This window comes from Streptomyces sp. NPDC047917 (assembly GCF_043204345.1).
GTDB classification, from domain to species: Bacteria; Actinomycetota; Actinomycetes; order Streptomycetales; family Streptomycetaceae; genus Streptomyces; species Streptomyces sanglieri.
Window position 1 is genome coordinate 539,704 of sequence record NZ_JBIDCA010000004.1, and the last position, 12,053, is coordinate 551,756.

The window sequence follows — 12,053 nt, forward strand, 5'->3', positions numbered from 1 at the left end:
GGCGGCATGGTCCAGCCCATGCCGTATCGATACGCCAGTGTACCGATACGCGAACGTATCGGTACACGCGCGTATCGGTACACTGACGTATCGAAGACCTCGTCGCAGATTCGCCGAGAGGGAAGACACATGTCGTCGCAGGAAGCCGCACCGGGACCGGCACAGACGCCACGCCGCTCGAAGATCACACCGGAGCGGGCGCAGGAGTTCTACGCGGCGGTGCTCGACATGCTGAGAGAGTCCGGCTACGAGGCGCTCACCATGGAGGGGGTGGCCTCCCGGACCCGTTGCGGCAAGTCCACGCTCTACCGGCAGTGGGGCTCCAAGCCCGAACTGGTCGTGGCCGCGCTGCACGGCACCCGGCAGGCACTGCTCCCGCACATCGACACCGGCTCGCTCGCGGGGGATCTGCGCGAGGCGGCACGGGCGATCGGTGCGGGCTCCGGCCGCGACACCCCCCTCATGCACGCGCTCAGCCATGCCGCGCTGCAGAGCCCCGAGCTGCTGTGCGCGCTGCGCGAGGCGCTGATTCTGCCCGGGCTCGCGACGATCGACGACATGGTCCGGCGCGGTGCGGAGCGTGGCGAGATCCCGGCGGACAACCCGGCGGCGGAGTTCGTCTCCGCGCAGCTCCTCGGCGCGATGCGCGCCCGGCCGCTGCTGGAGGGGAAGTACGCGGACGAGGCATATCTCACCCGCTTCGTGAACAACGCGATCCTCCCCTCGCTCGGACTGGGCGCGTCCTCGGCCTGAGGACCGCCCCACAGACGTGGGCCGTCGTCCGAGTGGATGGCGACGGCCCGCCGGCGCCGCACCGTGGGGACGGGGGCGGCGCACCATCCGGGCGGCCGGTGACCCCTTGTGGAGTCACCGGCCGCCCGCGGTCGCACCCCCACGCACCGCCGTCGCGCCCGGCCGGACCGACGGCTGTTCCACCAAACAAACAGTTGGTAGATTCTCTCGACCGGCCGGCGCGGGGTCCGGCCGCGCACACATTCCGGAGAACGGCGGGGCGGATCCATGGACATCGGCAATCCCATCGACTTCACGGGACGAGCGGTGATCGTCACCGGCGGCACGAAGGGCATCGGCGCCGCGATCGCCGAGGCGTTCCTCGCCGCCGGCGCGGAGGTGCTGGTCTGCGGCCGCGGCGAACCGCCGGAACTGCCCGGAAGCGGCGGGCGCCGGGCGCACTTCCGGTCGGCCGACGTCCGCGACCCGGCGGCCGCCGCCGGGCTGGCCGACGCGGCGGTGCAGCGGTTCGGACGGCTGGACGTGCTCGTCAACAATGCGGGCGGCTCCCCCGACGCCGACGCGGCCACCGTGTCACCACGCTTCGTCGAGAAGATCGTCGCCCTGAATCTACTGGCCCCGTTCTACGTGTCACAGGCGGCCAACCGGATCATGCAGGGGCAACGCGCCGGGGGCTCGATCGTCAACATAGGCAGCGTCTCCGCGCACACCCCGCAGCCGGGCACGGCCGCGTACACGGCGGCGAAGGCCGGCCTGCTGGGGCTGACCCGGGCACTGGCCCTGGAATGGGCACCGAAGGTGCGGGTCAACCACATCACGACCGGGCTCGTCCGCACGCGGAGCGCGGCGTCGGTCTACGGCGAGGACGGCGGCGCCGCGGTGGCCGGGGTCGTCCCGATGCGGCGGATGGCGGCACCGGACGACGTGGCGCGTGCCTGCCTTTACCTGGCGGGCGATCTGGCCGGGTACGTCAACGGCGCCGACCTGGCGGTGCACGGCGGGGGCGAGGTGCCGGCGAGGTTCCTCGCGGCGAAGGGCGGACCGGGCGACGGGGCCGGGGCACCCCGGCCGCAGGAGCCGCGCTGACGAAAGCGGCGGAGAAACCTTTTCTCGTCCCCTTGACGATAACCGCGCCCCCCTTTATCGTCCCCATGACGAGAAAAAGGGGGCCCGACATGGCCGACATCACCAGGCGCTTCGGCTGGCGCCATCTGCGCTCCGCGCCCACCGCGCACATCCGCCACCACAAGCGCGGCCGGCTGGCCCACGACGGGCCCGGGCTGAGCTTCTGGTACCGGTCATTGAGCGCCGCGCTCTCGGAAGTCCCGGTCAATGACAGGGAGTTGGCGATGGCGTTCCACGCCCGCACCTCCGACTTCCAGGACGTGACCGTGCAGGCCACCGTGACGTACCGGATCAGCGATCCGGCCGAGGCGGCCGCCCGGCTGGACTTCTCGGTCGACCCGGACACCGGGGTCTGGCGCGGTGCGCCGCTGGAGCAGATCGCCACCCTGCTCACCGAGACCGCCCAGCAGCACACCCTGGACGTACTGGCCAGGACCGCGCTGGCCGAGGCGCTGGTCGACGGGGTCGCATCGGTACGCGACCGGGTCGCGGCAGGGCTCGCCGCCGAACCGCGGCTGCCCGCCACCGGGATCGATGTGGTCGCGGTACGGGTGGTGGCGATCCGCCCCGAGGCCGAGGTCGAGCGCGCCCTGCGCACCCCCGCCCGCGAGCAGATCCAGCAGGAGGCCGACCGGGCCACCTACGAGCGCCGCGCGGTGGCCGTGGAACGGGAACGGGCCATCGCCGAGAACGAGCTCGCCAGCCAGATCGAACTGGCCCGCAGGGAAGAGCAGTTGGTCGAGCAGCGCGGCACCAACACCCGCCGCGAGGCCGAGGAGAACGCGGCGGCGGACGGGGTACGCGCCGAGGCCGAGGCGGCACGCAGGGTGCGGCTGGCCCGCGCCGAGGCGGAGGCCGCCCGCGAGGTCGGCGCCGCACAGGCGGAGTCCCAGGCGGCCTGGCTACGGGTGCACGGCGAGGTGGAGGCCGCGACCCTGCACGCCCTGGCGGCGACCAGGTTCGCCGAGAACCTGCCGCACATCGACAACCTCACCCTCTCCCCCGACGTGCTCACCGGACTGCTCAGCAAGCTCGGCAGCGCCGGCCCGGACACCCGGGCATGAGTCTCGCCCCGCGCGCGGTACTGGTCCACCGCACCACCGAGTACGAGGAGTTGCTGGCCCGGCACGGCACACACGGACAGGCCGCGTTCTTCCTGTCCAGCCGCGGCCGCTCCGTCGACGAGGTGGCGCGGCGGCACCGGCAGACCCGGCAGGCGCTGGCCGATGTGGCGGCGGCCGTACCGCTGCAGTGGCGTCAGTCGCGGGTGGAGCGCGCGGATCTCGACCGCTTCCTCTTCGGGCCGGAGGACGTGGTGGTCGTCGTCGGGCAGGACGGGCTGGTCGCCAACGCCGCCAAGTACCTCTCCGGCCAGCCCGTGGTGGGCATCGACACCGACCCCGGGCGCAATCCGGGCGTGCTCGTCCGGCACCGGCCCCGCGACGCGGCCGCCCTGCTCCGGGCGGCCGCGTCCCCCGGCGGCACGGCGGACGAACTCACCATGGTCGAGGCGGTGTCGGACGACACCCAGCGCCTCCTCGCCCTCAACGAGATCTACCTCGGCCCGCCCGACCATCAGACCGCCCGCTACCGGCTCGGCCCGGACGCCCCCGACGCGCCCGTCGAGCCGCAGGCCTCCTCCGGCGTACTCGTCGGCACCGGCACCGGCGCCACGGGCTGGATCCGCTCGCTGTGGCAGGAACGCCACAGCGGACTCCGCCTTCCGGCACCCACCGACCCGCGCCTCCTCTGGTTCGTCCGCGAGGCCTGGCCGTCGCCCGTGACCGGCACCTCGCAGGTCGCGGGCGAGCTGGGGCGCGAAGAGGGACTGAGACTCACCGTCGAGTCCGACCGGCTGGTGGTCTTCGGCGACGGGATGGAGACGGACGCGCTGGAACTGACATGGGGACAGACGGTGCGGCTGGGCATCTCGGCGACCTCGCTGCACCTGACCGTCTGAATCTCCCGGCCGACCGGTCACCCGGCCGTCGCTCCGCGGTGCGGCCCGCGCGGTGGGCGGCGGCGCGGTGGTCCGTAGGCTGCCTCGTACGACCGGAGTGCCGGGCCCCGCGCCCGCGCCCTCCCCGCCCGCGAGGAACACAGGGAGCACCATGACGACCACACCCGCGGAAGCCTCTTCCCGCAACACCCGCCCGCCGAAGGCGCAGGCGGCGCTCGGGGTGGGGGTTGTCGTACAGGACGGCCGGGGACGGATCCTCCTCGGCAGGCACCACGGCGGAACCTGGGAACTGCCCGGCGGCAAGGTCGACCCGACGCACGAGTCGATCGCCGAGGCGGCCGTCCGTGAACTGCGCGAGGAGACGGGGCTGGAGGCCGACGCGGCGGCCGTGCGCGTCTTCGCCATGCTCCACGACGTGGTCGGGGGCATCAACCGGGTGTCGATGGGTGCCGAGGTGACCGTACGGTCGGGAGCCCCGCGGGTGACCGAACCGCATCTGATCAGCGCCTGGCGGTGGATGGCGCCCGACGCCCTGGCCGGGCCGTTGTTCGCCCCCTCCGCGCAGGTGCTCGCGGCCTGGCGCCCGGACCTGTCGATCGAGCACCCGCCCGCGCACCGGCTGATGATCGCGGACGGCGCGGGTGCCGCCGGGACCGATACATAACCTTGCCCCATTAATCATTTGCCTAGTGGTCATAGGCAGCGTTAGCGTCCCTCGCATGAAGGCCCTGAATGAGCAGGACATCCGCGCATCGTTCGTCAACTGCTCCAAGGGGGAGGCCAAGCGTCTGCCGCTCCCCCGCGATCTGGAGGAGCAGCCCTGGGACGATCTGGACTTCCTGGGGTGGCGGGATCTCTCCGCCCCCGGGCGCAGCTACATCGTCACCGAACGCGACGGCGAGCTCATCGGCGTGACCCTCCGCTTCCCCTCCCAGCAGCGCGGTTTCCTCCATCGGAGCATGTGCTCGCTCTGCCTCACCACGCACCCGGGGAGCGGCGTATCGCTGATGACCGCCCGCAAGACCGGCACGGCGGGGCGCGAGGGCAATTCGGTCGGGCTGTACATCTGCACCGACCTCGCCTGTTCGCTGTATGTCCGGGGCAGGAAGACCGCGGCGCCCGGCTCCCGGTTCAAGGAGTCCCTGACGGTGGCGGAGCAGGTGGAGCGGACCAGGAGCAACCTCGACGCGTTCCTGGACAAGCTCTTCGACTGAGGCGGCGGAAGGTCCGGTGAGCGCCTTCGGGCAGGGGCGCCGTCGGCGAAGGCGACGGGCAGAAGGACCGGCTGCCGGCTCATCGCGCCTCCCGGAGACCACCACGCCCTGCCCCGTTCCGCCGGCCCCGCTCCAGCGCGGTGGGCCCGAGCGGCCCGGGGCGTCCGGGCAGCTCGGGGGTGACGCCGAGGTGGGTCAGGGCGCCGGTTCGCCGTTCCCGTGGCACCAGGTCCGCAGCAGCACTCTCCGCCCCTTCGCCTCCCGCGCGATGGGTTCGTCCGTGGTGGGCGCGAATCCCGCCGATCGTGCCACGGCGGCGCTCGGGGCGTTGTCAACCTCTATCCGGAGCAGCACGCGCCTCGCTCCGCAGTGCTGAAGGGCGTACCCGGTGGCGACCGTGACAGCCGCGGAGGCCAGCCCCCGACGCCGGAACCGGGGCCCGACGCCGTAGGCGAGTTCGATGTCCCGGCCGTCGAGGTCGTCCCACCAGATCAGCACCTCGCCCTGCGGCTGCCCGCCGTCGGCCGTGATGGCCAGTTGCACACGACGGCCCTCGGCCCGGGCCTCACCGGCCTTCCCGAGGTGCGCGCGGGCGGCGTCCTCGTCGAACGGTGAGGGTACGGGCGTCCAGCGGTTGATCTCCGGATCGTCGTACATCTCGATCAACGCTGGAATGTCCGTATCGTCCCACTCCCTGAGCACGATGTTCTGCCCGGCCAGGCGAACAGGGGCAGTGGGTAAGGCTCTCGACTGATTCTCCATGTGCCGATCGTGCCTTGCCGGGTGCCGTCACGACGGCCCCTGCCGAATATCGCCGGTCCGGCCGGCCGCGAGCGGAGCGTCGAACAGCTGGGATTCCGGCAGGGCACCGGGCAACTCGGTGCGCGGGCACAGCGGTTGTACGGTTTTCGGCGAGGGCGCAGGAAGCCGGGCATCCGGCTTCCTGACCGGCTCGGGAACGACCGGAGGGCCGCTCCAGATTTCTCTGGAACGACCCTTCGGCCCGCGACTCTCACAAGTCGGGACGACAGGATTTGAACCTGCGACCCCTTGACCCCCAGGAGTGGGAGCCAGGTGGATTGTCCTGACATAACAGACTAAAACTGAGCACGAGTTGTGCGTAAGCACCCAACACGTTCGCTGCCGCGCACGCCGTGTGGTCCCCAACTGGTCCCCAATGCAACTGCGCTGGCGACCAGGCTTCTGCCTGCATACATCCGATCCGGCCGCGCGCGACGTCGGGGGCAGGGAGAAGCGTCCGTATTCCTCGGAGCAGCGTGATCGAGGTCGGCTCCCTCGCTGTCTCTCCGCCCGGCTTCTGACTACCGACCGGGCGCCCGCCCGGTGACCTCAAGCCAGCCCCTAACGCGCAGGGACCACTCCTGAATCTCGAACGCAGCCCGCGACCGCTCGCCTCCGTACTGGTCCAGCACGGCGGAGCTCGCGTCAACCATCCTCAGGGCGTCGTCGTGACGTCCCTCGTCGCCGAGTAGAACGGCGAAGTCAATCAGGCTCTTGGCAGCGTGCGGCCGGTGCGCAGGTGGCTTCTGTCGAGCAGATTGGTGCATTCGGCAAGGAAGTCGCGGTAGAGGTTACGGAACAGGGCGCCGCCGGTGCCGGCCTTCTCCATCATGAGGGCAGCCTGTGGCAGATCTCGCTGCGGGGCATCGGTGCGCTGGAACCGTCCACCCACCAGCTTGCCCGCCTTCTCAATGCCTCGGTTCCGCGCTCTCCTGTACCGGACTGATCAGCCTGCACCGACGTCCACAGGAACAGGTGGGCGGACGAAATCGCCCAGCTGAGGCTGATGCCGAGGCACTGGCGGGCGTCCTGCACCGGGCCGCGAAGGACGGGGCGCACCCACAGGTACTTGGCATCAGTCGGCGTCGAGGCCGTCGATCAGGCGGCCCAAGAAGCGGGCGAAGGCGGCGAGCGAGTGTTCCGGAAGGCCAGGGTGTTGGGGCCCGGAACGCGGCGGGTGGACAGAGCGGCGGGCAGCCAGGGGTGCCGCAGCATGTGGGCGCGCTACAGATGAGCGATCGCCTTCAGATCGGTACGCCAGTCACCACTGTGCGGGTCCGCGACCGTCAGCTCGCCGCTGACGTGTCGACCATCGGTTCCAGCAGTGTGTCCTTGTCGGGGGCGTAGCTCCAGAGCGACATGACGCCGGCTCCGCCCCGGGCCGCCACCCGCCGCACACGCGACATGATCCCCGTCATCGAGTCGATCATCGATCAGCTCCTCGACAACATCGATGCCACACACCCCCGGTGAGCCCGTCGACCTGGTCGACGGGCTTTCGCCGAGCTCACCCAGAAGAAACTGATGCGCGGCGTCCACCGCTCCGTCCAAGCCCTCGAACGCGGCATCCGGGCCTGGCCCACCGACTGGAACGCGCAGCCACGGCCCTTTGTCTGAACGAAGACTGCCGACGAGATCCCGGACAAAGTCGCCCACTACTGCCACCGAATCTCTAGCTCAGGTCACTGGCGCGGGTGCTGCTGATTCCGGGCCCCATACTTGTGCGGGGAGATGTTGACGTTGTTGGTGATGTCACCAACGGAGAAGTTGATCAGCCCACCGCAGGCGAGAAGACAGAAGCCGGGGGTCGGACCGGGCGGATTCGGGGCGGCCGTGGCCTGGACGGTCGTGGTGTTGTTGGAGGCGTCGCACTCCGCGTTGCCGTTGTAGGCGGCGGTGATGGTGTGCGCGCCGACGGTGGTGAGTGTGAGGGTGTAGACGGCCTGGCCGTTGGCGTTCACGGGCACGGATTCGAGCTCGTCGGAGCCGTCGAAGAACGTCACGCCGAGCCCGCCGGTGGGGTCAGCAGAACAGTCGACCGTGGCCAGCAGTTGTACCGCAGTGCCCACCTCGGCGGACTGCGGAGCAGCCGTCACCGTGGTGCTCGACGATACGGCCCAGGCGGGCGAGGCGAGCCCCAGTACGGCGGCCAGCGCTGTGGCGACGACCAGCTTCCCTCTGTGTTGTGTGATCCTCACCGGTTCGGCTCCTTGTTCTGTCGCCGGGCCCACAGGGCGCGGGCGCCGTGCGGTTTCACGCTATGATGATCTCTTTTGTCTTCCAGGGAGGCGACGCCCAAAAGTAGCCTGGTTGGATCAGTAGCCCGGACCGGCCGTCAGGCAACTGAGTGGGGGAGCAAGGAAGCGGTGTGAGGCGTTTCAGGCGCCTCTTTCTCCGGTGTCAGATACCGGGCGCGACGACCCGGTTGTAGGTCAGCCCGGGGCTGGTGCCGCCCGCTGTGGTGACGGTCACAGTGACCGGGCCCGCGAAACCTGCGGGTGCGACCGCCGTGATCTGTGTGCCCGACGCGACGGTGAATGAGACGGCCGTACCCCCGAAGGCGACGGCCGAAGCCGTGGCCAGGTTCGTGCCGGTGAGGGTGACCACGGCGCCTGCGGAGGTCGGACCGCTGCTGGGCACCAACGCCGTCAGGGTGGGCGTGGCGACATAGGTGAAGGCAACAGGGTTGCTCGTACCGCCCGGGGTGATCACCGTGATCGGTGAACTACCCGTTCCCGGCGGTGAGGTGGCCGTGATCTGTGTCGCCGACACCACGGCGAAGGAGGCGGCGTCGGTGGCGCCGAAGCGGACGGCACCGGCGTTGAGCAGATTGATCCCGGTCAGTGTGACCGCCAGGCCGCCGGCCGTCGGGCCCTGGGCGGGGGCGGCAGTATTGAGGACGGGAGGCGCGGCGTAGAAGAAGAATGCGTCCGGGGCGCTGACGCCCCCTGGTGTCGTTACGGTCACCACGGCTGCCCCGGCACTTCCGGCAGGCGTCACGGCGGTGATCTGGGTGGCCGAGTTCACCATGAACGAAATCGCCGGGATCCCGGCGAAGGTAACCGCCGTGGCTCCGGTGAACCCCGTTCCCGTCAGGGTGACACTGGTGCCGCCCGACGCCGGACCGCTGCTGGGCGCCACCACGGTGACCACCGGCACTTGTGCCACGACATAAGTGAACGTCACCGAGTTGCTGTTGCCCGTGGGATGGAGAACGGTCACCGCCGCCGCGCCCGCGGCCCGGGGCGGGCTCACAGCCGTGATCTGAGTGGCGGAGTTGACGGTGAAGGAGGTGGCGTTGGTGCTGCCGAACCGTACGGCGGTGGCCCCTGTCATCCCCGTGCCGGTGAGAGTGACGGTAGTACCCCCGGTGGTGGGCCCTTGCGAGGGATTGATGGTAGTGATCGTGGGCGGCATGAGGATGCTCCTATGGCAGCCTGGGCAAAGCCCGGGGAATGCGGATACCGGTCAGGGCTGGGGGAACCGCATCCGGGACATCGGCGGGTGAGAGCCGTCCGCCCACCGAGGATCGGTGGCCGGACGGCGGAGAGGGCGAGAGCCACCGCCTGGAAGCGGCGGTCACGGCACACTGCCGCCCGGTAAGGACCGAGCGGCAGCGTGGGTGAGTGTCAGATTCCGGGAGCCGCGACGTAGGTGAACGCGTCGGCGGCCGTGTCGGAGCCGGCCAGGTTGGTCACCACCACGTCGACCGCACCGGCAGCGCCGGGCGGGGTCACCGCCGAGACCGTGGTGGAGCTCACCACGGAGAACGGTGCCGGATTGCCGTCGAAGGTGACCGACTCGGTGGTGCCGAGGTTGGTGCCGGTGATGGTCACACCCGTGCCGCCGGCAGTCGGCCCCGAGGCCGGCGCGACGGTGGTCACAGTGGGTACGTCCACGTAGGTGTAGGACAGACCGTTGTTTGTCCCGCCCGCGGTGGTCACACTCACTCCGACGGGGCCCGCGGCTGCGCCCGCCGGCACGGCGACGGTGAGCTGAGTGTCGGAGACGACCGTCGGCGTGGCGGTGTTGGCGCCGAAAGACACGCTGCTGGCCGTCGCCAGCCCAACACCGTTGATCGTGACCGTGTTTCCGCCCGCCAGGGGGCCGGAGGTCGGCCCGAGCGAGGACTTGAACGGGGCTCCGACATAGAAGAACGAAACCGGGTTGCTCGTGCCGCCCGCGGTGGTCACGGTCACTCCGACCGCACCGGTGCCCGAGGGCGATATGGCCGTTACCTGGGTCGGAGAAACGTTGGTGACGTTGGTGGCCGGCTTGGCCCCGAAGGTGACGGCGCTGGTGCCGGTGAGGTTCGTACCGGTGATGGTCACCAGCGTGCCGCCGCCGGTGGATCCCTGGTTCGGAGAGATGGGCATGGAGAGACTCCTCGCTGACAGGATAGACAGAGGACACAGCGGAACCGGGGCCTCCGGATCGACCTTCGCGGAAGATCCTTGCGGGAGGACGGGCGGCTGAACCGTGCCGTCGGGTCGACGGAATTCCCTCGTAGGTGCAAGCACAAAGGAAGAACCGGCAGACGCCGCCCTTTACCGTGTTCCCCGGTCATGGGATGGGCGGCCCACCGGTTCGCTGCCTCAATTACCCCACCGTGGCGTCTGTATGACAAGCCATCAATCACAACACCTGGATGGCAATGTGCGTCGCGGCGAGCGCCTGTGTACCACCTGCGTACCACCGGCGTACACCACCGACCTCCGCCTGGCGCACAGAGCAAACCGGCCGGCACCGCGCAAGCGGCACCGGCCGGCCATCCAACCCCCCGGGGTGCCCATCGCGATCCCGGCGGACGTGCGCCCTCCCCACGTGTGAAGGGCGACAACCCACCCCGGCACCACGCGCCCCGGGCGGTACTGCTGCCCATTGGTTGGATACTTCAGTAACCCAACCTCCGGCATATGCCACAAGCCTCAGGCCACCGTGTCACCCGATCGGAGTAATGCGGAACCCGGTGGCGTTGGGGCGGAGATCAGGAAGGCTCGCGCGCAGGGCCCCGTTAGACGTCGTGCCTTATGACGTGATCGCTCATCGACCTGCACATGGCGGATCGGGCCTGGGCGGCCGACGCCCCCTCGTTTCGGACAAGGCGTTCTTCATGAAGTCGCGATTGCAGGCCACCGATCTCGGATACCAGCCGCTCGGCCTCCCCTCCCTGCGGGCTCGGATCGCCGCCCGCTACACCGGGCTCGGACTGCCGACCACGGCCGACGAAGTGCTCGTCACCAGCGGAGCACAGCAGGCGATCAGCCTGCTCTTCACACTGTTCGGCCGCGACGGCGGCGTGATCGCCACCGAGAACCCCACCTACGTCGGCGCCCTCGACGCCGCCCACGCCGCAGGGGCGACGCTTCTGGCGCTGCCGACCGACTCCGAGGGCATCAAGGTACGTCCGCTGCGCGAGACACTCGCCCGGTCCTCCGTCTCACTGCTCTACGTGATGACGACTTGCCAGAACCCCACCGGCACAGTTATGAGCACCCAACGGCGCACCGAGATCGCCCGGCTCGCCGAGCACGCCGGTGTCCCGGTCGTCGACGACACGACACTCGCCGACCTGGTCTAGTCACAGGGTCTCCAGGATGGGACGCAGCAGCGGCGAGTCGTTGTGGTTCGCGCCAGCCAGGACCCACCCCAGCGGCAAGCCCCCACCGTCGACCAGTACCGAGCGTTTCAGACCACTCTTGCCTCGGTCCACCGGGCTGCGCCCGGTGTTCTGGCCACCGCCAGGGGCTTTCACGATGCAACCGTCCACCACGAGATTCTCAAGGTCGAGGCCGATGGTCTCGTCGCAGGCCTCCAGCGCCAGCTTGTGCAGCTGCTCGAAGACGCCGACGGCGATCCACTCATCCCGCCGGGCCCTCATCGTGGTTGCCGAGCAGGTGTGGTCGGCATGCTGTTGGTAAGTGCCTCCCAGCACGAGGCGGGCCAGGAGCTTGTCGGACACGACCGGTCGGGGATGCGGGGACGGTGGCAGCCCAATGGATGAGCGGCCGCCGCCCGCTTGGGCAGGAGGGCTTGGAACTGGTCCCACAACGGGTCGGTTATGGATGAGCGCAGGACGGGCACGTGACCCTCGCTCGGCCGTAGAGGACGTCGACCAGCAAGTCCCGCCGGGGGGGGGGGGCCCGGCCCCCGCCGGCCCCCCCCCCCCCCACCCCCACCCACCCACACCACCAGAAAAA

At 70.2% G+C, this 12,053-nt stretch carries 12 protein-coding genes and 2 pseudogenes; 7 read left to right on the forward strand and 7 right to left on the reverse strand.

Annotated features, from left to right (window positions below; translation table 11 throughout):
• Positions 1–129: 129 nt before the first annotated feature.
• The 6 genes from ACGF8B_RS12205 to ACGF8B_RS12230 all read left to right on the forward strand — a co-directional run bounded on the left by ACGF8B_RS12205 (position 130) and on the right by ACGF8B_RS12230 (position 5,052).
• Positions 130–753 (forward strand): TetR/AcrR family transcriptional regulator, encoded by a 624-nt coding sequence (locus tag ACGF8B_RS12205; RefSeq protein WP_392737232.1) that lies wholly within the window; start codon positions 130–132, stop codon positions 751–753.
• 267 nt (positions 754–1,020) lie between these two features.
• Positions 1,021–1,839, forward strand: a complete 819-nt coding sequence (locus tag ACGF8B_RS12210; RefSeq protein ID WP_392737234.1) for an SDR family oxidoreductase — start codon at positions 1,021–1,023, stop codon at positions 1,837–1,839.
• 89 nt (positions 1,840–1,928) lie between these two features.
• Complete coding sequence (locus ACGF8B_RS12215; RefSeq protein ID WP_392737236.1) at positions 1,929–2,942, forward strand: SPFH domain-containing protein; 1,014 nt, start codon at positions 1,929–1,931, stop codon at positions 2,940–2,942.
• Positions 2,939–3,838: a hypothetical protein gene (locus ACGF8B_RS12220; RefSeq protein ID WP_392737237.1), complete on the forward strand. Its 900-nt coding sequence runs from the start codon at positions 2,939–2,941 to the stop codon at positions 3,836–3,838. Before ACGF8B_RS12215 ends, ACGF8B_RS12220 begins: the two co-directional genes overlap by 4 nt.
• A gap of 151 nt (positions 3,839–3,989) precedes the next feature.
• Positions 3,990–4,502: an NUDIX hydrolase gene (locus ACGF8B_RS12225; RefSeq protein ID WP_392737239.1), complete on the forward strand. Its 513-nt coding sequence runs from the start codon at positions 3,990–3,992 to the stop codon at positions 4,500–4,502.
• 55 nt (positions 4,503–4,557) lie between these two features.
• Positions 4,558–5,052: an FBP domain-containing protein gene (locus ACGF8B_RS12230; RefSeq protein ID WP_392737241.1), complete on the forward strand. Its 495-nt coding sequence runs from the start codon at positions 4,558–4,560 to the stop codon at positions 5,050–5,052.
• 195 nt (positions 5,053–5,247) lie between these two features.
• On the opposite strand, the gene ACGF8B_RS12235 is transcribed toward ACGF8B_RS12230, so the two are convergent.
• The 6 genes and pseudogenes from ACGF8B_RS12235 to ACGF8B_RS12260 form a co-directional block, all read right to left on the reverse strand.
• Positions 5,248–5,814, reverse strand: a complete 567-nt coding sequence (locus tag ACGF8B_RS12235; RefSeq protein ID WP_392737242.1) for a GNAT family N-acetyltransferase — start codon at positions 5,812–5,814, stop codon at positions 5,248–5,250.
• Positions 5,815–6,559: 745 nt separating this feature from the next.
• On the reverse strand, positions 6,560–6,745 hold the full coding sequence (locus ACGF8B_RS12240) for a DUF4872 domain-containing protein (protein WP_392737244.1): 186 nt from the start codon (positions 6,743–6,745) through the stop codon (positions 6,560–6,562).
• 251 nt (positions 6,746–6,996) lie between these two features.
• Positions 6,997–7,250: pseudogene (locus ACGF8B_RS12245) on the reverse strand (TetR/AcrR family transcriptional regulator C-terminal domain-containing protein); the annotation flags it as partial.
• A gap of 285 nt (positions 7,251–7,535) precedes the next feature.
• Complete coding sequence (locus ACGF8B_RS12250; RefSeq protein WP_392737246.1) at positions 7,536–8,051, reverse strand: Ig-like domain-containing protein; 516 nt, start codon at positions 8,049–8,051, stop codon at positions 7,536–7,538.
• A 202-nt stretch (positions 8,052–8,253) separates the two neighbouring features.
• Positions 8,254–9,270 (reverse strand): IPT/TIG domain-containing protein, encoded by a 1,017-nt coding sequence (locus tag ACGF8B_RS12255; RefSeq protein WP_392737248.1) that lies wholly within the window; start codon positions 9,268–9,270, stop codon positions 8,254–8,256.
• A 212-nt stretch (positions 9,271–9,482) separates the two neighbouring features.
• The gene (locus ACGF8B_RS12260; RefSeq protein ID WP_392737250.1) at positions 9,483–10,229 is read right to left on the reverse strand and encodes an IPT/TIG domain-containing protein; all 747 of its coding nucleotides are present in this window, start codon (positions 10,227–10,229) and stop codon (positions 9,483–9,485) included.
• A 737-nt stretch (positions 10,230–10,966) separates the two neighbouring features.
• Between ACGF8B_RS12260 and ACGF8B_RS12265 the strand changes: the two genes are divergently transcribed.
• Entirely contained in the window at positions 10,967–11,434 is a 468-nt protein-coding gene (locus ACGF8B_RS12265; protein ID WP_392737252.1) for an aminotransferase class I/II-fold pyridoxal phosphate-dependent enzyme, read from the forward strand.
• A 3-nt stretch (positions 11,435–11,437) separates the two neighbouring features.
• Here ACGF8B_RS12265 and ACGF8B_RS12270 read toward each other — a convergent pair.
• A pseudogene (locus tag ACGF8B_RS12270) lies at positions 11,438–11,937 on the reverse strand (transposase); the annotation flags it as partial.
• Positions 11,938–12,053: the final 116 nt, after the last annotated feature.

Excerpts from the sequence above, each read along its gene's own strand:
- ACGF8B_RS12205 (WP_392737232.1), top strand. The coding sequence starts at position 130 with ATGTCGTCGCAGGAAGCCGCACCGGGACCGGCACAGACGCCACGCCGC.
- ACGF8B_RS12210 (WP_392737234.1), top strand. The coding sequence starts at position 1,021 with ATGGACATCGGCAATCCCATCGACTTCACGGGACGAGCGGTGATCGTC.
- ACGF8B_RS12215 (WP_392737236.1), top strand. The coding sequence starts at position 1,929 with ATGGCCGACATCACCAGGCGCTTCGGCTGGCGCCATCTGCGCTCCGCG.
- ACGF8B_RS12220 (WP_392737237.1), top strand. The coding sequence starts at position 2,939 with ATGAGTCTCGCCCCGCGCGCGGTACTGGTCCACCGCACCACCGAGTAC.
- ACGF8B_RS12225 (WP_392737239.1), top strand. The coding sequence starts at position 3,990 with ATGACGACCACACCCGCGGAAGCCTCTTCCCGCAACACCCGCCCGCCG.
- ACGF8B_RS12230 (WP_392737241.1), top strand. The coding sequence starts at position 4,558 with ATGAAGGCCCTGAATGAGCAGGACATCCGCGCATCGTTCGTCAACTGC.
- ACGF8B_RS12235 (WP_392737242.1), bottom strand. The coding sequence starts at position 5,814 with ATGGAGAATCAGTCGAGAGCCTTACCCACTGCCCCTGTTCGCCTGGCC.
- ACGF8B_RS12255 (WP_392737248.1), bottom strand. The coding sequence starts at position 9,270 with ATGCCGCCCACGATCACTACCATCAATCCCTCGCAAGGGCCCACCACC.
- ACGF8B_RS12260 (WP_392737250.1), bottom strand. The coding sequence starts at position 10,229 with ATGCCCATCTCTCCGAACCAGGGATCCACCGGCGGCGGCACGCTGGTG.
- ACGF8B_RS12265 (WP_392737252.1), top strand. The coding sequence starts at position 10,967 with ATGAAGTCGCGATTGCAGGCCACCGATCTCGGATACCAGCCGCTCGGC.